Genomic DNA, 21216 nt, shown 5'->3' with positions numbered 1-21216 from the left:
GATTAAAAATGGCCTTCCTTGCCGACATTCTCTCCCGCGTAAAGCCATCCGCCACCATCGCTGTTACCCAGAAAGCCCGTGAGCTTAAAGCGAAGGGCCGTGATGTAATCAGCCTTGGCGCGGGCGAGCCGGATTTCGATACGCCCGAAAACATCAAGGAAGCGGCCATTGAGGCCATCAAGCGCGGCGAAACGAAATACACGCCTGTTTCCGGTATTCCGGAACTGCGCAAGGCGATTGCCGAAAAGTTCAAGCGCGAAAACGGTCTGGACTACAAGCCGGAGCAGACGATTGTCGGCACGGGCGGCAAGCAGATCCTTTTCAACGCCTTCATGGCCACGCTCAACCCGGGTGATGAAGTCGTCATTCCCGCGCCTTACTGGGTCAGCTATCCGGAAATGGTGGCGATCTGCGGCGGTACACCCGTATTCGTCGACACCACGCTTGAAGACAATTTCAAGCTGAAGCCGGAAGCGCTTGAAAAGGCGATCACGCCGAAGACCAAGTGGTTCGTGTTCAACTCTCCGTCCAACCCCTCTGGTGCTGCCTATTCGCATGACGAGCTGAAGGCGCTGACGGACGTGCTGGTCAAGCATCCGCATGTCTGGGTGCTGACCGACGACATGTATGAGCACCTGACCTATGGCGATTTCAAATTCGTCACGCCGGTCGAAGTGGAGCCTTCGCTCTATGACCGCACGCTGACGATGAACGGCGTCTCCAAGGCCTATGCCATGACCGGCTGGCGTATCGGCTATGCGGCCGGCCCGCTGCCGCTGATCAAGGCCATGGACATGATCCAGGGCCAGCAGACCTCGGGCGCCAGCTCCATCGCGCAATGGGCGGCTGTCGAAGCGCTGAACGGCACGCAGGATTTCATTCCGACCAACAAGAAGATCTTCGAAGGCCGTCGTGACCTCGTCGTCTCCATGCTCAACCAGGCCAAGGGCATCAATTGCCCGGCACCGGAAGGCGCGTTCTACGTCTATCCGTCCTGCGCCGGCATGATCGGTAAGACCGCGCCGTCGGGCAAGGTCATCGAGTCGGACGTGGATTTCGTCTCCGAGCTTCTGGAAGCCGAAGGCGTTGCCGTCGTGCAGGGATCGGCCTTCGGCCTTGGCCCGAACTTCCGCATTTCCTACGCCACGTCGGAAGCGCTGCTGGAAGAGGCCTGCAAGCGCATCCAGCGCTTCTGCGCCGATTGCCGCTGATCGGTCATTGCGATCTTGAAGGAAGCCCGGCAGCGATGCCGGGCTTTTTTGTTTAATAACTAGCGTTTTTGCATTTTACAAAACTATAAATTAGAGCAATTTTGTAATAATCTTAAATAATTACCGATTTTATTTATTGCGGCTACTTATTATTATTTTGTTTATAGTTAAATAATATCGTATTTGTATTTCAATTTTTCTAAAAAAGAGTATTTTGTGATGCTTAACGAGTTAGTTGTTGATGGGCTGCCTGAGAGAGAATTCTGTAAGGAAATTGAAGATTTACTCAGAGGAGACGAAGCGGATGTGGCTGCCGATCGCCTCAAGTTACTGCTTAGCGCAGTTTGCGGCCCAGGCCGCCCGCTTCCTTCACGCTTTCTAAGCGTCAGCCCAAAAAGCATTGAGTTGATCGGGTGGTCAAATTTGCCAGCGCGCATCACGGACTGCGATCGTGGTGACAACAAGATTAGTGCGATCGGAATCGATCTAAGCTGGCCAGGGCATATAGGGCTAGAGCCGAACGACGACGGATTGCTTGATCCCGTCATCGAGACGAACTTCTATTCAGACGACGCATGGCCTTTCTCTACTTCCGACCGCGCCGGCCTTCTTTCGGGATTCGATCAATACTCATGCGCTTGGCAAGGGGGATTTGAGGAGATTGACGACACAGTCCAGATCAATGGCATTTCCGACCTCTATGGCGCCGTTTATTTATTGAAGGGGATCACCGAACCGGAATCGCAAACCGCAAGAGTGTTGGGGGCGTGCTATATCGTCGTTTTGATATATTTGGCATTGCGGGATTGTGCGCCTCGCGATGTACTGCCGCGTCCAGTCGCCGTCATTTTGGGGAGCAATGAGGACTACCCGTATTTTAATGCGCCAGTCTTCGCCGCAAGATAGGTGAGCATGTATCATCGCTGGCCAGTCGAAAACGTCAAAGCTTCGCGGCTGATATTTTTCGATGCCTTTGCTGCTCGCATATCGACCGGTGATCAGACTCTAAAGCCCAAGAAACAGCAGCATGATGAAGGTGGCGAAGAGGATGAAATGGGTCATTCCCTCGATCGCGTTGGTTTCGCCGTCATTGAGATTGATGGCGGCGGCGATGAGGGTGATGAAGACCATGACGGTCTGAACCGGCGTCATCGCCATGATGAAGGGTTGGCCGGTGTAAAGCGCGATGCCTTCCATGACCGGGACGGTGAGGATGACCGTCGACAGTGACGCGCCCATGGCGATATTGACGACGGCCTGCATGCGGTTGCGCAATGCGGAGCGGAGTGCGGTCAGGATTTCCGGTGAGGCGGAGATTGTCGCTACCACAACCGCCATCAATGCCGGTGGCGCGCTCGTGCCTTCGAGGCTCTGGCTCAAGAAGGCCGCCATGAATTCCGCCAGAACACCGATCAGCACCACGCCGGCGATGATGAGGCCGATGGAGAGGGAGACGCTGCCTTCTTCCTCCTCATCCGCATGGCTGTCGGACGGTTGGCCGGTCGGGTGCGCCTTGCGGGGATAGGCGTAGCTGAAGAAATAGCTGTGCGGGCCGACCTGCATTTTCAGGAACAGTGCATAAAGCGCGATCATGGCGACGATGGTGAAGGCGGAATAGACATGCCAGCTTTCGTCGGGAATGAACTCCGGCACGATCATCGAAATACCCATGGCAGTCAGGATCATGACGCCGTAGGTCTTGCCGGAATCGTCATTATAGGGCTGCTCGCCGTGGCGCAGGCCCCCGAGCAGGGCGGCGAGGCCCAGAATGCCGTTGATGTCGATCATCACGGCGGAATAGATCGTGTCGCGCACAAGGGTCGGCGAGCTGGATTCGCTCATGATGATGGCGAGGATCAGCACCTCCACCGCCACCGCCGACAACGTCAGGATCATGGTGCCATAGGGATCGCCGACCTTGGCGGCAAGGATTTCGGCGTGATGGGCAACCCGCATCGACACCAGAATGATCATCCCGATCAGGGCGATCGCAGCAATGAGAGACGCCGTTTTGCCGGCCTCGAATATTGCATGTTCGGCCATATAGGCGACGATCGCCGCCGGTATTGCCAGGAGCAGCATGCGCTCCTGTTTCAGAATAGAACCCGCCATCGATTTCCCTTCCCCGTGCCAGTCCCAGGCTGTGACGTATCGTCTTTCAGATCAAGCAGGATTTGCGCTTGAGTGCTTTTGGTAGGATAGTGGTGTTGCAGGACATGCTGCTCATGCCGTGGTGTCCCCGTCGGATGCAATGCTTGAAACGCGGTTGTGGTTGCCATGTCACCTACCAAAACAGGAGGAACATGCATGACCAAAGTGGTCTATGAAATCGTTGAGCATGACGGAGGCTTCGCCTACCGCATGAATGGCGCTTATTCAGAAACCTTCCCTTCTTATGCCGATGCCGTCGAGGCGGCGCGCATCGTCGCTGCCGAGCAGCAGGTGGGGGGCGATGACGAGGAAATCAGCTATCAGGACGAGCGTGGCCACTGGCATGAGGAATACAGCCAGGGCGGCGACCGGCCGGAAGCAGAAGTGGTCGACAAGACTTCACCCCCCGCCAGACCGTTTTGATGCGTGGAACGGTGCTAGCGCCGTTGCGGCGGAGCGCCCGGATCGGTTTCCTTGAGATGGGCCTTGAGGCCATCGACAAGGGCGCTGAACACGGCACGGCATCGCGGCGAGGTCTTGAGATTTTCGTGCATCGCGACCCAGGTGTGCAGTGGAATGTCGATTTTCGGAAGGACCTGGACGAGACGTGGGTCCTTGCGTGCCAGACCGATCTGACAGACGCCAATGCCTGCGCTGGCGCGGATCATGGCAAGCTGGGCGAGATTGCTGTCGGCGCGGATTTCGAAGGAAATCTCTTCAATATCAGGTATTTCCGGATCGAGCGAACGCATCCGCTGAATAGCCGCCCGGATAAAGGGCGTCTTGCGGTCGAAACCGACCATTCGGTGGTGGTTGAGGTCTTCCATGCTTTCCGGGGCGCCGGCTTTTGCCAGATAATCGCGCGTCGCATGAAATCCCAGGCGAAAATTGCCGATGTAGCGCATGACGATCGCATCCTGCTGCGGTTCGGTCATACGAATGGCTATATCGGCCTCACGCCGTAAAAGGTCTTCCAGCGTATCGGAGAGCGAAAGCTCGATTTCAAGACGCGGATGAACTTCCTGCATGGCTGCGATGATCGGCGGCAGCATTTCCACACCGATAATATCCGATGCGCTGATACGCACGGTGCCTTCGATCTTGCCGACCTCACCCGAGGCCGCGCGCATGAGCGCTGCGGTCGTCGCGGCCAGATTTTCCGCATAGGGCCGGAGAGCAAGGGCCGCCTCGGTGGGCATCAGGCCGTGCGGCGAGCGGATGAAGAGCGGAAAGCCGACAGCCTCTTCCAGCGCGCCGATATGGCGTCCCGCCGTCGGCTGGGTGATGCCGAGTTCGCGGGCGGCGGCGGAAAGTGAACCGTCGCTTAGCACGCTGAGGAAGGTGCGATAGAAATCCCAGCTGATGTCACGGCTTCTGGTCATAATATTTTGTATAGCCGCTCCACTGATTTCGATAATTTCGTATACCGCGGAACGGGACGATACTCCAGCCCATAACAAGGAGTACGGCGATGATATATGAAAACCAGGCAAATGCGGCTGAGAATGCCACGCCACTGGCCCTGATCGTCGGGGCGAATGGCGGTGTCGGCAGCCAGATTTCGAAGATGCTGCTGCAGCGCGGCTGGCGGGTGAGGGCGATGACACGTCAGCCGGCACAGACTGCTGCGGCGGACGGTGTGGAGCGCGTGACTGGCGATGCCATGAACAGGCAGGACGTGGTGGGGGCCGCAAAGGACGCGAAGCTTATCGTCCATGCGGTCAATCCTCCCGGATATCGCAACTGGGACAGGCAGGTGCTGCCAATGCTCGACAATACCATTGCCGCCGCCGAGGCCAGCGGTGCGAGGATCGTATTTCCGGGCAGCGTCTATAATTTCGGTCCGGACGCCTTTCCGCTTCTGACGGAAGACAGCCCGCAAAAGCCGTTTACCCGCAAGGGCACCTTACGTGTCGAAATGGAGCGGCGGCTGAAAATGGCGTCAATGCGCGGCATTCCCGTTCTGATCGTCCGCGCGGGTGATTTTTTCGGCCCGGACGCGAAAAACAACTGGTTTTCGCAGATGCTGGTGCGGCCGGGCAAGCCGGTTCGCAGCGTCCAGAATCCCGCAGCGCCCCATGCCGGGCATCAATGGGCCTATCTGCCTGATGTGGCCGAGACGATCGGGCGGTTGCTTGACCGGGCAGACGAGCTTTCGACCTTTGCGGTCTATCACATGGAGGGTTTCTGGGATTTCGACGGGATGCAATTGACCGGTGCGATCGAACGGGCCGTTGGCCATCCGGTCAAGCGGCGGCGACTATCCTGGTTGGGCATAAAGCTGGCGGCGCCCTTCGTTCCCCTGTTCCGGGAGGTGCTGGAAATGCAATATCTCTGGCAGATGCCGATCCGGATGAGCAACCGTAAGCTTACGGATTTTCTCGGAACGGAACCGAAAACACCCATCGATATAGCGGTATCCACGACATTGGCGAGCCTCGGCTGCCTTGAAGAGGCGCCGAAAGCGGCGGGCCTTCACCATCCGGTCGATGCCGGGGGCAGGGTGTGATGGCGACCGCAGTGAACGGGATGTCCGCTCGGCGCCGGCTATTCGCCGTGATTTCGACGATCGTGCCGGTGCTGATTTTTGCGCAGGTGCTGCTGGCCGGACTGTCGATCTATTATGACGGATCGCTGATTTCGCTGCACAAGGGGCTTGGCATGTTGATCGCCATTCCCATCATGTCGCTGGTGGTCCTTGCCCTGCGTTACGACGAGGTGCGGCCGAACCTTGCCCGTGCGGTCGCGCTGCTGGCTCTCTACTGCCTCCAGGTGGCACTGATGAGCATCGGGCGGGAAACCGGAAATGGCCTGCTGCAGGCGCTGCATGTGGCCAACGCCTTCGTCATGGGGGCGTTTTCTGATTTTGCCGCGCGGCAGGCGCGCAGCCTGTCCTGAAACGGCAAACGCCGCACTGCTTTGAAACAGTGCGGCGTTTTGGATTTGTCGATGATTATCAGCCAAGAGCCGGATAGTCGGTATAGCCTTCAGCCCCGCCACCATAGAAGGTCGGCTGGTTAGGCTCGTTCAGTGGCGCATCATCCTTCAGACGGCGCACGAGATCCGGATTGGCAATAAAGGCCTTGCCGAAGGCCACGGCATCGACCCTGCCGCTTTCCACCGCCTCGATGGCGCTCTGGCGGTCGTAGCCGTTGTTGGCGATCCAGAGGCCCTTGCCGCCGGCATTGCGATAGGCACCCTTGAATGCGGCGTAATCGAAGGGTTTGTCGCCCTGCTTGAAGTCGCGGGGACCACCGGTTGCACCTTCAACGACATGGATGAAGGCGAGGCCCCGCTTGCCAAGCTCTTCCGCCACATAGTTATAAAGCGGCTGCGGATCGGCCTCGAAAATGTCGTTGGCCGGGGTGACGGGAGAAAGGCGGATGCCGGTGCGGCCAGCGCCAATCTCTTCCGCTACCGCGTCGACGACTTCGAGCAGGAAACGGGCGCGATTTTCGATCGAACCGCCATATTCGTCGGTGCGCTGGTTGGTGCTGGATTTCAGGAACTGCTCGATCAGATAACCGTTGGCGGCATGGATTTCGACGCCGTCAAAACCGGCCTCAAGTGCTGCGCGCGCGCCGGTGCGGTAATCTTCAAGGATAAGGCCGATATCGTCGATGGTCAGTGCACGCGGCTCGGAGGTTTCCGCAAAGGCGCCGGTGCCGTCATCATTGATGATATAGGTCTTCGATTTGGCGGGGATGGCCGAAGGGGCGACAGGCTGGCCGCCATGCGGCTGGAGCGACGTGTGGGAAATGCGCCCCACGTGCCATATCTGCGCGACGATCTTACCACCTGCCGAATGGACACCTTCCGTGATCTTTTTCCAGCCTTCGACCGCTTCCTGCTTGTAGAGGCCCGGAACATCCGCATAGCCCTGACCCTGCTGGGAAATCGGCGTGCCTTCCGTAACGATCAGCCCGGCCGTTGCACGCTGCTCGTAATAGGTGGCGTTGAGGTTGTTGGGAATTGCCCCCGGCGAACGGTTGCGGGTAAGGGGAGCCATGACGATACGGTTGGCGAGTGCGATATCGCCGGCCTGTGCCGGTTCGAAAAGACTTGTCATGCGACTTCACTTTCTTGTCGGTTGACGAATTGCGCGGGGGACGCGCTCTCTATTTGGTGCGGGCATCGAACCTTTAGAAAACCGAATGACAGTTTTCGGTTCGATGCCCAGGTCTTGAAGCTTGGGAGGCTCAAAGATTGGCTTGCAGATAATTGCGGAAGGCGTCGATGGTTTCCTCGTTACGTTCGAAAAACACCCATTGCCCAACTTTCTTCGACCTTATCAGGCCAGCCGCCTGCAGAACCGCCAGATGCGACGACACGGTCGATTGCGACAGGCCGCTGATCTGAAACTGGTTGGCGCATACACCCATGCTGAGCGGATGATCCTGGCAGAAGTGATTTTCCGGACACTTCAGCCATTCAAGGAACTTCAGCCTTGCAGGGTGGGAAAGGGCTTTGAGGATTTCCTCCGGGTTCATCTACGCTTCTCTAATATCTGGTGTGATCGATATGTATATCGATGTTTTTCGATATACAATTCACGTATCCGTGAAGGCCGGTCTGTCGCCGCCTTGCGGCTTCCAAAAAAGAAGGCCGCTGGATTTCTCCGCGGCCTGACAAGTTTGAAGGTCAAAACCTCCAGAGGGGAACAGCTGTCGCGTGCATAGGCAAGCGTGACAGCTGATTGAAATATGGGAGTAGCAATAATGCAAAACAAGGTTGCATCATGCGATATTTCGCCAAATTGGGGAAAATTCTTGCGGGTAAAAAAAGAGGGCCGCCGGATAGATCCAGGGCCCTTTAAGTGTGAAGGTCAAAAACCTCCAGAGGGGAACAGCTGATGCGGTGGAACTGGGAGGAAAAGCCACCGTGTGCATCAGCTGAGTGCGATATGGTGCTTTTTTGTGCACGAAACAACTCTTTTTTGTGCAGGTCAGGCATGCGCACCGCGCAGGTCTGCATATTTCCGGTATATTTTCTGTGCAAAGCTGGCGTGGAGCGCGCCCGGCGCATGGCTGCGCCAGACAGGCCAACTCCATGAATTAGTATGATGTTTTGTGGCGTTGGCCTATTTAAACGTCAGAAATTCCAGTTTCGTGCTTTTGCCACGACGAAGTCCCTGAAGGCTTTCAGTTTCGCTGCGTTTTTCATCTCGTCCGGGTAACAGAAGTAGGTATCGAACGAGGGAATATCTGCGGCGAGGGACAACTGAATCAATCCCGGATCGCGCCCGACGATGTAATCCGGCAAACAGGCGATACCGATTCCCAGCAGGCAGGCGCGTTTGATCGACGTCTGGCTGTTGATCTGCAGATGCGGCGTGCGCGTATTGTCGGAGGAACGTCCGGCATTTTCCAGCCAGTTGACATCCAGCAGATAGTTGGGCGCGGGTTCACCGAAAGAGATGATGCGGTGGTTGTCCAGATCCTCGATCGACTGCGGCTCGCCATGGCGGTTGATGTAGGACGGTGCGGCATAGACGTGCATGTGCACCGTGAACAGCTTGCGCTGGATGAGGTCCGACTGTTGCGGCTGGCGCAGGCGGATGGCGCAATCGGCGTGCCGCATGTTCACGTCCAGCTCCTCGTTGTCGAGGATGAGCTGGATCGACATTTCCGGATAGAGTTGCAGGAATTCCTGCACCTTATCCGTGAGCCAGCCCTGGCCGAGACCAACGGTCGTCGTTACGCGCAGCTTGCCGCTCGGCTTCTCCGTCGTCTCCGTCAGTTGCATCTTGACGGTTTCGAGCTTCAGCAGCACGTCATGGGCGGTGCGATACAGCAGTTCGCCCTGCTCGGTGAGGATGAGACCTCTGGCGTGGCGGTGAAACAGCTTCACACCGACATCCTGTTCCAGCGCGCTGACCTGGCGGCTGATGGCCGACTGGGACAAATGCAGCTTGTCGGCAGCGTGGGTAAAAGACCCCGCTTCGGCTGCGGCATGAAAAATGCGCAGTTTATCCCAGTCCAATGGCATTGCCATGCCTATCCTGCCTTTCGGTTATTCCGCTGCGACCGCGAGCGGTTGTTGCGCGGTGAGATAACGTTCGGCCTCCAGGGCGGCCATGCAGCCCATGCCGGCGGCGGTGATCGCCTGACGGTAAATGTCGTCGGTGACGTCGCCGGCCGCGAAGATGCCTTCCACGTCGGTTGCCGTGGAATCGGGGGCGGTCCACATGTAGCCGTTGTCTTTCAGCTTCACCTTGCCCTTGAACAGTTCGACAGCCGGAGCATGGCCGATGGCGATAAAGACGCCGTCGATGGGCGTATCGCTGATCACACCGGTCTTGGTGTCACGCAGCCGCACACCCGAGACGGAGGGCGGCATCGGCGGCTTGGCCGGAGCGCCGGTGATTTCGGCGATTTCCGTGTTCCAGAGGATCTTGACGTTTTCCTTGGCGAAAAGCCGTTCCTGGAGGATCTTCTCCGAGCGGAAGCTGTCGCGGCGGTGCACGACGGTCACGGACTTGGCGATATGGGCGAGATAGAGCGCTTCCTCCACGGCGGAGTTTCCACCGCCGACCACGATCACATCCTTGTTGCGATAGAAGAAACCGTCGCAGGTAGCGCAGGCCGAAACGCCGAAGCCCTGGAAATGTTGTTCGCTCTCGATGCCGAGCCATTTCGCCTTGGCGCCAGTGGCGATGATCAGCGTGTCGGCAGTCCAGACCTCACCGGAATCGGTCTTGACCACGAAAGGCCGTACATCGGTCTCAACTTCGGTGACGAGGTCACTGACGATTTCCGCGCCCACATGGGTCGCCTGCTTCAGCATCTGGTCCATCAGCCACGGACCCTGGATGGGATCGGCGAAACCGGGGTAATTTTCGACATCGGTGGTGATCATCAGCTGGCCGCCCTGTTCCATGCCGGCGATCAGCACGGGTTTCAGCATTGCGCGGGCCGCGTAGATCGCCGCGGTATAACCGGCGGGACCAGAGCCTATGATCAATACCTTCGTATGGCGGGCAGACATGGAAACATTCCTTTCAACAGCGGGGACTTTACGTAACGGTGCCTTTCGGCACCAGGCCTTCCAGCCGCAAGACGGCGGACAGGCCACAACCCCTTCATTGCCCGGTATTTAAGGTTGTCTAGTGTCTTTATTCAAGGGCAGCCTTGCGTTACCAACAAGGCAGTTGTGGATGCGCGCGCAATTTTGTGACCGGCCGGCGGCATATTGTTGCGAATCCTGCGCCGAATAGTACAAGGAAGTTCCCCAGCTTAACGAGGAACGTCTACGTGACCAGCGTCGAACTCGATGCCATCGATCTGAAAATCCTGCGCGAATTGCAGCGCGACGGGCGTATGACCAATGTGGAGCTGGCCGAAAGGGTCGGAATTTCGGCTCCGCCGTGCCTCAGGCGCGTCCGCAAGCTGGAAGAAGCCGGCGTGATCGAGGGTTATCACGCCATGTTGAACGCGCCGAAGCTCGGTTTTGATCTCGTAGCCTTCTGCATGGTCGGCCTCAAGCGCCAGTCGGACAGCAATCTGAAGGCGTTTGCGGCGGCGACAGCCGGGTGGTCGCTGGTGCGTCAGGCCTGGATGGTATCAGGCGAAAGCGATTTCCTGCTGCATTGCGTTGCGAGAAACCTGACCGAGTTCCAGGATTTTGTGATCGAGGTTCTGACGGCCGACGAGAATGTCGATACAGTGCGCACCATGCTCACCATCCGCCAGGTCAAGCGCGTCGGCCTCGTGGAAATCTGACCCTTCCGTCATTCCGGCCTTGAGCCGGAATCCAGCCAGCCCAAGTCCTCGGGCTGAAAAGACTCTCTCCGCCGCGCAGACGCGCGTCGGCTGGATTCCGGCTCAAGGCCGGAATGACGGAAGGAGGGAGATGCCTGCATATGGAATTTTGTTAGGTATCGTGGCGCTCAAAAGCGCGCACGGCGTTTTATCCGCGCCGCAGCGCTTCGTAGACTTCGCCAAGGCTTGTCGCCTCTTTCTCCAGGGGAAAAGTGCTGCGCACATGCACAAGTCCGGCATTTGCGTGGCTTTTGGCCAGAGCCGGATTGGCAAGATAGGTCTTTATCGCATCCCGCAGGGACGTGTAGTCACCGGCTTCGACGACCGCGCCGGTCTCGCCTTGAACGATCATTTCCTCGTATGCGCCGGCATTGCTGGCAACGACGGCGGTTTCGGACGCCATGGCTTCAAGCGGCGTCAATCCGAAACCCTCGTTGCGCGACGGTGCCACATAAAGCGTCAACCGCCGATACCACGGCTTGATGTCGTCGACTTCGCCCTGAAACACGATCCGGTCCGAAAGGCCGGCCGCCGCAACATCGGCGATGAGCTTGTCGGCGAAAGCCTTGTGCTCCGCTGTCACGCGGCCCGAAACGACTGCTGTCCATTCGGGATAGTCGGGCAAAAGCTCGATCATGGCCCGCACGAAGAGGTCAGTGCCCTTCTGGTGGCGTACTCGGCCGAAGCAGCCGATCAGATATTGCCCCGGCAGCCCGGTCGAAGCGATCGTATCCTCGGGGCCGGTTGCCGGATGAAACAGGTCGGTGTCGACGCCATGCATGACGACGCGATGGGGAACCTGCAGAAACGAGCCGGAGCGGCCGTTTGTCGCGACAACCGCATCCATCTTCGAAATCAGAAAGCGGGTATAGGCGGAATGCCGCCTCTGTGCTGCCGAAGTAAACAGCAGCTTGATCTTCATGCGCAGCACGTCACGCATGAGAATGCCGGGCAACATTTCAAGATTGCGACGGGCGTGCCAGATGCGGGGGGTGCCCAGAGGGCCGTTTTGCCAGAGTTGCCACAGATCACCGAAGCGCACATGTGGCAGGTGCTGCGGCAGGCCGGGCCCGATGACCGCCACCTTCTGGCCCAGCCGGTTCTGCACCGGAATAAGCTGCACGATGGTGGAGGTGACGCCGGAAAGCCTGCGCTTGAAGTTCGGCGCAAGCACCTGCACATCTTTCAGACTGGCATGGGGCAAGATGGGCTTCCGTCTTTACGGCTGGAGCGTGATTTGGAAATTCAACACGTCAGAAAGCAATGCGCCCGCAAGGGCGCACCGCATGTCAGGGCAATCAGCCCCACTGTACCGCGAGAATTTCATAGCCCTTTGCGCCGCCCGGCGCGTTGACTTCGATGCTGTCGCCAACTTCCTTGCCGATGAGGGCACGGGCGATGGGTGAGGAAATGGAAATGCGGCCTGCCTTCACATCGGCCTCCTGGTCGCCGACGATCTGGTAGGTCTTTTCCTCGTCGCTATCCTCATCGATCAGCTTTACCGTGGCGCCGAACTTGATCTTGGAACCGGACATCTTGGAAAGGTCGATGACTTCCGCGCGCGCGGTCAGGTCTTCGAGCTCGGTGATGCGGCCTTCATTATGGCTCTGAGCTTCCTTGGCAGCGTGGTATTCGGCGTTTTCCGAAAGGTCGCCATGGGCGCGCGCTTCGGCAATCGCCTCGATGATACGGGGACGTTCCTCCTGCTGGCGAAAGCGCAGCTCCTCCTGCAGCTTGACGAATCCACCCTGAGTCATCGGTACTTTTTCTACCATTTTTTTATCCTTCGCATTCCGGTCGCTTTACTTGCAGACACAAAAAGAAACAGGTTCCGGAGAGGAACTCCGGAACCATGCCAAAATCAGAACTGAGCCGACTATATCAGAAGACGACAGCGAAATGCCAGCAAATTTGAGACGGGCATATTTCTCCATTCATTCAGGGCTTTAACCGATAAGATTGACATTTTTCAATAGAACATATAGTGAACATTGCCATGAAGAAGTCAATCAGGCAACGGCTGGCCATTCTCTCCGATGCGGCCAAATACGATGCGTCCTGTGCCTCCAGCGGCACGACGAAACGCAGCTCTGCCGCATCAGGCGGACTTGGGTCCACAGAGGGGTCCGGCATCTGCCATGCCTATGCACCGGATGGGCGCTGCATTTCGCTCTTGAAGATACTGCTCACCAATTTCTGCATCTATGATTGCGCCTATTGCATCAACCGTTCCTCCAGCAATGTCGAGCGGGCGCGGTTTACCGCCGAGGAGGTGGTGTGGCTGACGCTGGAGTTCTACCGGCGCAATTATATCGAAGGGCTGTTTCTCTCCTCCGGCATCATCCGCTCGTCTGATCACACAATGGAAGAGATGGTGCGGGTGGCGCGGGAACTGCGTGTCACGCATGGTTTTCGCGGCTATATTCATCTGAAATCCATTCCGGAAGCATCGCCAAAGCTGATTGAGGAAGCGGGGCTTTACGCCGACCGGCTGTCGATCAACATCGAATTGCCGACCGATAGCGGCGTCAGCCGTTTTGCGCCGGAAAAGCAACCCGCCAATATTCGCCGCTCGATGGCCGATATCCGCTTGAAGATCGAGGAGGCGGGAGAACCGACTGTCAGGACCCGAAAGACCAAACGCTTTGCGCCTGCCGGACAGAGTACGCAGATGATCGTGGGGGCGGATGGGGCTGATGACAGCACCATTCTTTCCACCAGCGCCCGGCTTTATGGAAGCTATGGTTTGCGGCGTGTCTATTATTCGGCGTTCAGCCCCATTCCGGATTCCTCCAAAAACCTGCCGCTTATCAAGCCGCCCTTGATGCGCGAGCACAGGCTTTATCAGGCGGACTGGCTCTATCGTTTTTACGGCTTCGACATTGGTGAAATAACCGCGATCGGCGGAGACGGCATGCTGGATCTCGATATCGACCCGAAGCTTGCCTGGGCGCTCAAAAATCGCGACCGTTTTCCGATGGACGTCAATGCGGCGGATCGCGAAATGTTGCTGCGCGTGCCCGGCTTCGGCACCAAGACGGTCGCTTCAGTCCTGTCATCGCGCCGGTTTCGGCGGTTGCGGCTGGAGGATATCGCCCGCTTCGGTGTCTCGCTGAAAAAGGTGAAGGCCTTCATTGTTGCCGAAGGCTGGACGCCGGTCAAACTGACCGAGCGCCCGGATCTGCGGGCGATGTTTGCCCCGCAGCCCGAACAATTATCGCTGTTGTGATGTATGGTCCGGTTCTGGAAGGGCGGGGTGATTTCAGCGAGTGGCGTGATGCGGCACGTGCCGCGCTCGCTGCGGATGTGCCGCCGGAAGCGATTGACTGGCGGCTGCGGGATGAGGGGGCCGGGTTTCTCGATTTTGCCGGAGAGCCGTTGCCCGTGTCCGGTGCAGGGGGCGCGCAGGTTTCCGTTCCGGCCTCTTTCGTGGCTTTGGCGCAAGCCATTATCTGTCACAGTGATCCAGGCCGTTTCGCACTGCTTTACCGGCTGCTGTGGCGGCTGAAGCGGGATCGTGCGCTCTTGCAGTTCAAGTCCGATGCGGATGTTTCCGAAGCCCGGCGGCTTGAAAAATCCGTTCGCCGCGATTGTCACAAGATGACGGCCTTCGTTCGCTTCAAGGAAATACCCTTGCCGCAGGGGCAGGGCGGGCGGCGGCGCTTCGTCGCATGGTTTGAGCCGGATCACTTCATCGTCGAGCGCACAGCGCCGTTTTTCCAGCGCCGGTTTACAGATATGGACTGGCTGATCGCCACACCGAACGGCTCCGCGCAGTGGGACGGACACGTGCTGAAGACATCGCGGCAGGCGGCGCCGAAGCCTGAACTGACGGATGAGACGGACGAGCTCTGGCGGACCTATTATGCCAACATATTCAATCCGGCGCGTCTTAAGATAAAGGCGATGACGGCGGAGATGCCGAAGAAATACTGGAAGAACCTGCCCGAAGCCGACCTTATTCCGGGTCTCGTTCTGGGGGCCGAGGCGCGGGTGCTGGAAATGGCGGCAAAGGCGGCAAGCCAGCCGCAACCGTTTCACCACCGCCTGCAGGCCGCAGCCTCTGCGCGGGAAGAGCCGCAACCGGTGCCGGACGGCACGCTCGCCTCTCTGGCGCGGGAGGCTGGCCAATGCACGCGGTGCGCCTTGCATTGCAAGGCAACGCAGACGGTCTTCGGTCAGGGGCCGGAGAATGCGAAGGTCATGATCGTCGGCGAACAGCCGGGGGATCACGAGGATCTGGCCGGACAACCTTTCGTCGGTCCCGCCGGCCAGCTGTTCAACCGGACGCTGGCTGAAACCGGCATTGACCGCAAAAAGCTTTATGTCACCAATGCCGTCAAACACTTCAAATATGAGGCCCGCGGCAAACGGCGCATTCACCAGCGGCCGGATGCGGGCGAAGTGCAGCAATGTCGCTGGTGGCTTAACCAGGAAATTGCGCTGGTGCGACCGAAGCTCATCGTTGCCATGGGCGCCACGGCGCTTTACGCGCTGACCGGCGGCAAGGAAAAGGTCTCTGATGTCCGGGGCCGCCCGATACCGATGCAGGAGGAGCGGACGCTCTTTGTCACGGTGCACCCATCCTATCTTCTTCGCCTTCCCGATTCACAGCAAAAGGATGCGGAAATGCAGAATTTCAGGAAAGAAATTGAGTTTATAAGGTTATTTGAATAGATTATTTTGTATGTTCGTATATTATTATAGATGATCATTTTAATTTGCGTGAATGTAATTTACTTTTTGTTTATTGGTTATTTTTATTGAAATTTTATACTTAATACTATAATTGCATCCGTTCTATTTATTTATTGTGTGGGCGTATGATGCTTGGCGAACTGGATCTTGCAACAGTGATACTGATGCAAAAGTGTTCTTACATTGTTGGGATGCTGAGTTTTATATATCTGAAGATCACAAACCGCGGTTTGCGCGGTCCGACGGCGCTTGCTGCGGGTTTTGCAGCCATGGCGATCGGCTCCACGCTCGCCGGTTACGGTGAGTGGGGCATCATGTCGCCGGCCTTGTGGCAACTCGGCAGCATCATCTTCGGTATTTTGGGTTATGCACTGATCTGGCTCGGCCTTAAAATCCTGAGTAACGGACGCTCTGCCGGCAGGAGGACCATATTTGTCGTCGGCCTCATTGCCCTGCTGGCGATTGTCCTTGCGCAGCAGGTGGCTGACAACAACACATATCGTGCGGCCCTGTTCAACGGTTGTGCCGCTCTGGCCTATCTTGCCGGGGCGGGCGGGCTTTTCGCAAGGTGGCGCAAGGAGCCGCTCCTGTCCCGTCTGGCGCTTGGTGCGATCACCGGTGTTTCGGGCCTGATTTCGCTGTCGGTGGTGAAGAGCGTGCTTTTCCCCGATTACGCCACCATCAATCTGGTCGATGCGTTTTTCTTCATCATCATGTTGAACTTCGCGATCGCCCTGTTCGTGATGATGCTGGTGGCTGAGCGGTCCGAGCGGAAATTGCTGGTTCTCGCCAACACCGATCCGCTGACGGGCGTGAAGAACCGCCGCTTCTTCTTCCAGGCCATGCCGGCGGTGCCCGATCCCACCGATGCGGCCATGTTGCTCGACGTCGATCACTTCAAGTCGATCAACGATCGCTTCGGACACGCCGTCGGCGACAGCGTTCTTCAGGAAGTGGCAAAGCGCATTGGCGGCAGCATTCGCGGCGGCGATGTGCTGGCGCGTTATGGCGGCGAGGAATTCATCATCTTCCTGCCCGGTGCGGGCGTCCAGAAGGCCTGCATGATCGGCGAACGCATTCGCGATGCGGTGTCTGTAACCGACGTCGATTGCGGTGGTTTGCGTGTGGGCGTGACCATCAGCATCGGCGTCGCAACCACCGGCGAAATGCGCTGCGATCTCCAGACATTGGCGGAGATGGCGGATCGCGCGCTTTATCGGGCAAAGACCGAGGGGCGCAATTGCGTTCGCGAGGCGCTCGCGGCCTAGCACAAGCTGCAGCGGCGCATCGCATACACCGGCGTCTCCTCAGCCGCTGGCAGCTCCGTCAGGTCGGGTTGGCGGATCGTTCACTTCATTCGCCGTGGCGCGCTGGCAGAGGGCTTCTTTCAGCAGAATCTCGATCAGCGCGTTGATACTGCGCAATTCATCGCTCGCCGCGTGCCTGATCCTGTTCAATAGAGCGGGTTCGATCCGCAGCGGAAAGGCCACCCGCTCCGGTCCCGGGGGACGCCCTGCCATCGCTCAACTCCGCCGAGCGATGTTGACCACCGACGGAGCGTTCCCGTCGCCCATTGGCATGATCAGCAGGTCCGAGATCACGGTGGTGTCTGGCCGCGGCAGCACGGCGCCGGTGATTTCGCGCACATCGCCATGGCTGCCAATGGCTGAGGGCGGTTTGTCGGCAATGGATAAGGACATCATGGGTCTCGCTGAAGGATGATGTCTTTTTGCTAACGGACCGGGATTGCAGCCCCATTACGCAAAACCAAAACGCCGCAGGCATTTGAATGACCTGCGGCGTTTGTTTTGTTCTCTTGCGATCAGCTTACTGGAAGTAGCTCTGCAGCGGCTTCACTTCCAGATTGCCGGCCTTCAGGGCCTTGATGGCAAGGGCTGCAGCTTCCGCACCGGCCATCGTGGTGTAGTAGGGCACCTTCTGCATCAGCGTTGCGCGGCGAAGCGACTTCGAGTCGGAAATCGCCTTGTTGCTGTCGGTGGTGTTGATGACGAGCTGGACCTGACGGTTACGGATGGCGTCCTCAATATGCGGACGGCCTTCCTGCACCTTGTTGATCTTTTCGGCGTTGATGCCCTGTTCAGCGAGGAAACGCTGGGTGCCGCCGGTTGCCAGCACCTTGAAGCCGCTTTCCACAAGAATGCGGATGGCCGGCAGCACGCCTTCCTTGTCGTCGTCACGCACGGAGACGAAGACCGTGCCGGAGCGCGGCAGGTCGACGCCGGCGCCAAGCTGGCTCTTGGCGAAGGCCAGCGCGAAATCCGTGTCGAGGCCGATGACTTCGCCGGTCGAGCGCATTTCCGGTCCGAGCAGAATGTCGACGCCGGGGAAGCGGGCGAAGGGGAAGACCGCTTCCTTGACGGCGATGTGCTTCAGGTTGCGCGGATCGGGCTTCTGGCCATAGGCGGCAATCGCCGGCTCAAGCTTCTCGCCGGCCATGACGCGCGCGGCGATCTTGGCAATCGGCGCGCCGATGGTCTTCGCCACGAAAGGCACGGTACGCGAGGCGCGCGGATTGACTTCGAGAACGTAGATGGTGCCGTCCTTGATGGCGTATTGAACGTTCATCAGGCCGCCGACATTGAGAGCCTTGGCCAGCGCCGTCGTCTGGCGCTCCAGCTCGTCGAGGGTTTCCTTGCTGAGCGAACGCGACGGCAGAGAGCAGGCCGAGTCGCCCGAATGGATGCCGGCCTCTTCGATATGTTCCATGATGCCGGAGACGAAGACGTTTTCGCCGTCGCACAGCGCATCGACGTCCACTTCGACGGCGTTGGTCAGGTAGCTGTCGAACAGCAGCGGGTTCTTGCCGAGCAGGGTGTTGATCTGGCCGGTCTTGTCGTTCGGATAACGCTGCTTAATGTCCTCGGGCACCAGGCCCGGAACCGTGTCGAGCAGGTAGGTCTGGAGCTGGCCTTCCGAATGGATGATCTGCATGGCGCGGCCACCCAGAACGTAGGAAGGACGCACGACCAGCGGGAAGCCGATTTCGGAGGCGACGAGGCGTGCCTGCTCGACCGAATAGGCGATGCCGTTGTTCGGCTGGGCTAGGTCCAGCTTCATCAGCAGCTTCTGGAAGCGGTCGCGGTCTTCGGCAAGGTCGATCATGTCAGGCGCGGTGCCGAGGATCGGGATACCGTTCTTTTCCAGCGCTTCGGCGAGCTTCAGCGGGGTCTGGCCGCCAAACTGCACGATGACGCCGACCAGTTCGCCCTTTTCCTGCTCGGCGCGCATGATCTCGATCACGTCTTCGGCAGTCAGAGGTTCGAAATAGAGGCGGTCGGAGGTGTCGTAGTCGGTGGAGACGGTTTCCGGGTTGCAGTTGATCATGATCGCTTCGAAGCCGGCATCCTTCAGCGCGAAAGCGGCGTGGCAGCAGCAATAATCGAACTCGATGCCCTGGCCAATACGGTTCGGACCGCCGCCGAGGATGACGACCTTCTTGCGGTCGGAAACCTGCGCTTCAGAGCGGGCAGCACCGACGAAGGGAATTTCGTAGGTCGAATACATGTAGGCGGTCGGCGAAGCGAATTCGGCTGCGCAGGTGTCGATGCGCTTGAAGACCGGACGGACGTTCAGGCTGTTGCGCAGTTCGGCCACTTCCTTAGGGCGCTTGCCGGTGAGGCTTGCGAGGCGGGCATCCGAGAAGCCCATGGCTTTCAGCATACGCAGGTTTTCGGCATCCTTCGGCAGGCCATGTTCGCGGATGCGGGCTTCCGTATCCACGATGGCCTTGAACTGGTCAATGAACCAGGGGTCGATCTTGCTGTTTTCGTGAACTTCTTCCGCCGTCATGCCCATGCGCAGAGCCTGTGCGACCATGCGCAGGCGATCCGGGGTCGGCGTGCCGATGGCGGCGCGGATGGCGTTCTTGGAGCCTTCGCCTTCCTCAAAGCCGGGAATCTCGATTTCATCGAGACCGGTGAGGCCGGTTTCCATGCCGCGCAGGGCCTTCTGCAGCGATTCCGCGAAGGTGCGGCCGATGGCCATGACTTCACCGACCGACTTCATGGCGGTGGTGAGGATCGGCGAGGCGCCGGGGAATTTCTCGAAGGCAAAACGCGGGATCTTGGTGACGACGTAGTCGATCGACGGTTCGAACGAGGCAGGTGTCGCGCCGCCGGTGATGTCGTTTTCCAGCTCGTCCAGCGTGTAGCCGATGGCAAGCTTGGCGGCGATCTTGGCGATAGGGAAGCCGGTTGCCTTGGAGGCGAGAGCAGAGGAGCGCGAGACGCGCGGGTTCATTTCGATGACGACAAGACGGCCGTCCTTCGGGTTGACGGCGAACTGCACGTTCGAGCCGCCGGTTTCCACGCCGATCTCGCGCAGCACCGCGATGGAGGCGTTGCGCATGATCTGGTATTCCTTGTCGGTCAGCGTCAGCGCTGGCGCAACCGTGATCGAGTCGCCGGTGTGGACGCCCATCGGATCGATGTTTTCGATGGAGCAGATGATGATGCAATTGTCCGCCTTGTCGCGGACGACTTCCATCTCATATTCCTTCCAGCCGAGAACCGATTCTTCGACCAGAACTTCCGTCGTCGGCGAGGCGTCGAGGCCGCCCGACACGATATCGAAGAATTCAGAGCGGTTATAGGCAATGCCGCCGCCGGTGCCGCCAAGCGTAAACGACGGGCGGATGATGGCGGGCAGGCCGACATGATCGATGGCCTGGGCGGCAATCGCCATGGCATGCGCCATGTAACGCTGCTTGCGGTCGGTTTCGCCGAGGTTCCACTGGTTTTCGAGGTCGTCCAGCGCCTTGTCGAGATCGGGGCCGGAAAGCTTGCCCTTCAGTTCGGTGCGGGCAGCTTCGTGCTTCTTGCGGTCGGCGTCCTTGATCTCGGTGGCGTTGGCCAGCATCGATTTCGGCGTTTCGAGGCCGATGCGCGCCATGGCTTCGCGGAAGAGCGCGCGGTCTTCGGCCATGTCGATGGCTTCGGGCTTTGCGCCGATCATTTCCACGTTGTAACGGTCGAGAACGCCCATGCGCTTGAGAGAAAGCGCGGTGTTGAGCGCGGTCTGGCCGCCCATGGTCGGCAGAAGCGCGTCCGGACGCTCCTTGGCGATGATCTTGGCGACGACTTCAGGCGTGATCGGCTCGACGTAAGTTGCGTCGGCAAGGCCCGGATCGGTCATGATGGTCGCCGGGTTGGAGTTGACCAGGATGACCCGGTAACCCTCTTCCTTCAGCGCCTTGCAGGCCTGCGTGCCGGAATAATCGAATTCACATGCCTGACCGATGACGATCGGTCCCGCGCCGATGATGAGGATGGACTTGATATCTTGGCGCTTCGGCATGGCTCTCTCGTTCCGCGTTTTGGTTGCGCAAAACACCAGCCAGGGTGGAAGATCACCGGCCGGGGCGCGCAATTCAAATG

20 protein-coding genes are annotated in these 21216 nt (G+C 58.7%); 9 read left to right on the top strand and 11 right to left on the bottom strand.

Annotation, left to right across the window (positions count from 1 at the left end):
• Positions 1 to 8 precede the first annotated feature (8 nt).
• On the top strand, positions 9 to 1211 hold the full coding sequence (locus tag JZY08_RS09960; protein WP_216330048.1) for a pyridoxal phosphate-dependent aminotransferase: 1203 nt from the start codon (positions 9 to 11) through the stop codon (positions 1209 to 1211).
• Between the two features lie 183 nt (positions 1212 to 1394).
• Positions 1395 to 2117, top strand: a complete 723-nt coding sequence (locus JZY08_RS09955) for a hypothetical protein (protein ID WP_216330047.1) — start codon at positions 1395 to 1397, stop codon at positions 2115 to 2117.
• Between the two features lie 99 nt (positions 2118 to 2216).
• Here the strand turns inward: JZY08_RS09955 and JZY08_RS09950 are convergent, their stop codons facing one another.
• Positions 2217 to 3323 carry a calcium:proton antiporter gene (locus JZY08_RS09950; protein WP_137038011.1) on the bottom strand — a complete coding sequence of 369 codons (1107 nt, stop codon included), beginning with the start codon at positions 3321 to 3323 and terminating at the stop codon, positions 2217 to 2219.
• A 195-nt stretch (positions 3324 to 3518) separates the two neighbouring features.
• Here JZY08_RS09950 and JZY08_RS09945 point away from each other — a divergent pair, with 195 nt between their 5' ends.
• Positions 3519 to 3785 (top strand): DUF2188 domain-containing protein, encoded by a 267-nt coding sequence (locus JZY08_RS09945; protein ID WP_003494712.1) that lies wholly within the window; start codon positions 3519 to 3521, stop codon positions 3783 to 3785.
• Between the two features lie 14 nt (positions 3786 to 3799).
• Here JZY08_RS09945 and JZY08_RS09940 read toward each other — a convergent pair whose 3' ends face one another.
• The gene (locus JZY08_RS09940; protein ID WP_003494713.1) at positions 3800 to 4744 is read right to left on the bottom strand and encodes a LysR family transcriptional regulator; all 945 of its coding nucleotides are present in this window, start codon (positions 4742 to 4744) and stop codon (positions 3800 to 3802) included.
• A gap of 89 nt (positions 4745 to 4833) precedes the next feature.
• Between JZY08_RS09940 and JZY08_RS09935 the strand changes: the two genes are divergently transcribed.
• Both JZY08_RS09935 and JZY08_RS09930 read left to right on the top strand, forming a co-directional pair.
• Complete coding sequence (locus JZY08_RS09935; protein ID WP_216330046.1) at positions 4834 to 5871, top strand: NAD(P)H-binding protein; 1038 nt, start codon at positions 4834 to 4836, stop codon at positions 5869 to 5871.
• Positions 5871 to 6260 (top strand): DUF6220 domain-containing protein, encoded by a 390-nt coding sequence (locus JZY08_RS09930; protein WP_216330045.1) that lies wholly within the window; start codon positions 5871 to 5873, stop codon positions 6258 to 6260. The genes JZY08_RS09935 and JZY08_RS09930 overlap by 1 nt, the downstream gene beginning before the upstream one ends.
• 58 nt (positions 6261 to 6318) lie before the next feature.
• Here JZY08_RS09930 and JZY08_RS09925 read toward each other — a convergent pair whose 3' ends face one another.
• The 4 genes from JZY08_RS09925 to trxB form a co-directional block, all read right to left on the bottom strand.
• On the bottom strand, positions 6319 to 7431 hold the full coding sequence (locus JZY08_RS09925; RefSeq protein ID WP_216330044.1) for an alkene reductase: 1113 nt from the start codon (positions 7429 to 7431) through the stop codon (positions 6319 to 6321).
• A gap of 130 nt (positions 7432 to 7561) precedes the next feature.
• The gene (locus JZY08_RS09920) at positions 7562 to 7852 is read right to left on the bottom strand and encodes a helix-turn-helix transcriptional regulator (protein WP_003494718.1); all 291 of its coding nucleotides are present in this window, start codon (positions 7850 to 7852) and stop codon (positions 7562 to 7564) included.
• A gap of 601 nt (positions 7853 to 8453) precedes the next feature.
• The gene (locus JZY08_RS09915; RefSeq protein WP_035242757.1) at positions 8454 to 9350 is read right to left on the bottom strand and encodes a LysR family transcriptional regulator VtlR; all 897 of its coding nucleotides are present in this window, start codon (positions 9348 to 9350) and stop codon (positions 8454 to 8456) included.
• A 24-nt stretch (positions 9351 to 9374) separates the two neighbouring features.
• Positions 9375 to 10349, bottom strand: coding sequence for a thioredoxin-disulfide reductase (gene trxB, locus JZY08_RS09910; RefSeq protein ID WP_216330043.1), 975 nt, complete (start codon positions 10347 to 10349; stop codon positions 9375 to 9377).
• 266 nt (positions 10350 to 10615) lie between these two features.
• Here trxB and JZY08_RS09905 point away from each other — a divergent pair, with 266 nt between their 5' ends.
• A complete protein-coding gene (locus JZY08_RS09905) occupies positions 10616 to 11083 on the top strand; it encodes an Lrp/AsnC family transcriptional regulator (protein ID WP_003494724.1) in 468 nt (155 codons plus the stop codon).
• Between the two features lie 187 nt (positions 11084 to 11270).
• Here JZY08_RS09905 and JZY08_RS09900 read toward each other — a convergent pair whose 3' ends face one another.
• Both JZY08_RS09900 and greA read right to left on the bottom strand, forming a co-directional pair.
• Positions 11271 to 12326 carry a glycosyltransferase family 4 protein gene (locus JZY08_RS09900; protein WP_216330042.1) on the bottom strand — a complete coding sequence of 352 codons (1056 nt, stop codon included), beginning with the start codon at positions 12324 to 12326 and terminating at the stop codon, positions 11271 to 11273.
• A 94-nt stretch (positions 12327 to 12420) separates the two neighbouring features.
• On the bottom strand, positions 12421 to 12897 hold the full coding sequence (greA, locus tag JZY08_RS09895) for a transcription elongation factor GreA (RefSeq protein WP_010972123.1): 477 nt from the start codon (positions 12895 to 12897) through the stop codon (positions 12421 to 12423).
• Positions 12898 to 13118: 221 nt separating this feature from the next.
• On the opposite strand from greA, the gene JZY08_RS09890 reads away from it, so the two are divergent.
• The 3 genes from JZY08_RS09890 to JZY08_RS09880 all read left to right on the top strand — a co-directional run bounded on the left by JZY08_RS09890 (position 13119) and on the right by JZY08_RS09880 (position 17088).
• Complete coding sequence (locus tag JZY08_RS09890) at positions 13119 to 14351, top strand: putative DNA modification/repair radical SAM protein (protein WP_216330041.1); 1233 nt, start codon at positions 13119 to 13121, stop codon at positions 14349 to 14351.
• Positions 14351 to 15799 carry a UdgX family uracil-DNA binding protein gene (locus tag JZY08_RS09885; protein WP_216330040.1) on the top strand — a complete coding sequence of 483 codons (1449 nt, stop codon included), beginning with the start codon at positions 14351 to 14353 and terminating at the stop codon, positions 15797 to 15799. The genes JZY08_RS09890 and JZY08_RS09885 overlap by 1 nt, the downstream gene beginning before the upstream one ends.
• A 149-nt stretch (positions 15800 to 15948) precedes the next feature.
• Positions 15949 to 17088: a GGDEF domain-containing protein gene (locus JZY08_RS09880; RefSeq protein ID WP_216331537.1), complete on the top strand. Its 1140-nt coding sequence runs from the start codon at positions 15949 to 15951 to the stop codon at positions 17086 to 17088.
• Between the two features lie 39 nt (positions 17089 to 17127).
• Here the strand turns inward: JZY08_RS09880 and JZY08_RS09875 are convergent, their stop codons facing one another.
• The 3 genes from JZY08_RS09875 to carB all read right to left on the bottom strand — a co-directional run bounded on the left by JZY08_RS09875 (position 17128) and on the right by carB (position 21136).
• Complete coding sequence (locus JZY08_RS09875) at positions 17128 to 17340, bottom strand: hypothetical protein (protein ID WP_216330039.1); 213 nt, start codon at positions 17338 to 17340, stop codon at positions 17128 to 17130.
• A 3-nt stretch (positions 17341 to 17343) separates the two neighbouring features.
• A complete protein-coding gene (locus JZY08_RS09870; protein WP_216330038.1) occupies positions 17344 to 17523 on the bottom strand; it encodes a hypothetical protein in 180 nt (59 codons plus the stop codon).
• A gap of 124 nt (positions 17524 to 17647) precedes the next feature.
• Complete coding sequence (carB, locus tag JZY08_RS09865) at positions 17648 to 21136, bottom strand: carbamoyl-phosphate synthase large subunit (RefSeq protein WP_216330037.1); 3489 nt, start codon at positions 21134 to 21136, stop codon at positions 17648 to 17650.
• Between the last annotated feature and the right edge of the window lie 80 nt (positions 21137 to 21216).

The sequence above is a fragment of the Rhizobium sp. X9 genome, assembly GCF_018873185.1.
GTDB lineage: Bacteria > Pseudomonadota > Alphaproteobacteria > Rhizobiales > Rhizobiaceae > Agrobacterium > Agrobacterium oryzihabitans.
This window is presented reverse-complemented; position numbering and strand designations above follow the sequence as displayed.

Coding starts and splice junctions, on each gene's coding strand:
- JZY08_RS09935 (WP_216330046.1), top strand. CDS start 4,834: ATGATATATGAAAACCAGGCAAATGCGGCTGAGAATGCCACGCCACTG.
- JZY08_RS09925 (WP_216330044.1), bottom strand. CDS start 7,431: ATGACAAGTCTTTTCGAACCGGCACAGGCCGGCGATATCGCACTCGCC.
- JZY08_RS09945 (WP_003494712.1), top strand. CDS start 3,519: ATGACCAAAGTGGTCTATGAAATCGTTGAGCATGACGGAGGCTTCGCC.
- JZY08_RS09885 (WP_216330040.1), top strand. CDS start 14,351: ATGTATGGTCCGGTTCTGGAAGGGCGGGGTGATTTCAGCGAGTGGCGT.
- JZY08_RS09930 (WP_216330045.1), top strand. CDS start 5,871: ATGGCGACCGCAGTGAACGGGATGTCCGCTCGGCGCCGGCTATTCGCC.
- JZY08_RS09875 (WP_216330039.1), bottom strand. CDS start 17,340: ATGGCAGGGCGTCCCCCGGGACCGGAGCGGGTGGCCTTTCCGCTGCGG.
- greA (WP_010972123.1), bottom strand. CDS start 12,897: ATGGTAGAAAAAGTACCGATGACTCAGGGTGGATTCGTCAAGCTGCAG.
- JZY08_RS09920 (WP_003494718.1), bottom strand. CDS start 7,852: ATGAACCCGGAGGAAATCCTCAAAGCCCTTTCCCACCCTGCAAGGCTG.
- JZY08_RS09960 (WP_216330048.1), top strand. CDS start 9: ATGGCCTTCCTTGCCGACATTCTCTCCCGCGTAAAGCCATCCGCCACC.
- JZY08_RS09940 (WP_003494713.1), bottom strand. CDS start 4,744: ATGACCAGAAGCCGTGACATCAGCTGGGATTTCTATCGCACCTTCCTC.
- JZY08_RS09880 (WP_216331537.1), top strand. CDS start 15,949: ATGCTTGGCGAACTGGATCTTGCAACAGTGATACTGATGCAAAAGTGT.
- JZY08_RS09870 (WP_216330038.1), bottom strand. CDS start 17,523: ATGATGTCCTTATCCATTGCCGACAAACCGCCCTCAGCCATTGGCAGC.
- trxB (WP_216330043.1), bottom strand. CDS start 10,349: ATGTCTGCCCGCCATACGAAGGTATTGATCATAGGCTCTGGTCCCGCC.
- JZY08_RS09950 (WP_137038011.1), bottom strand. CDS start 3,323: ATGGCGGGTTCTATTCTGAAACAGGAGCGCATGCTGCTCCTGGCAATA.
- JZY08_RS09890 (WP_216330041.1), top strand. CDS start 13,119: ATGAAGAAGTCAATCAGGCAACGGCTGGCCATTCTCTCCGATGCGGCC.
- carB (WP_216330037.1), bottom strand. CDS start 21,136: ATGCCGAAGCGCCAAGATATCAAGTCCATCCTCATCATCGGCGCGGGA.
- JZY08_RS09915 (WP_035242757.1), bottom strand. CDS start 9,350: ATGCCATTGGACTGGGATAAACTGCGCATTTTTCATGCCGCAGCCGAA.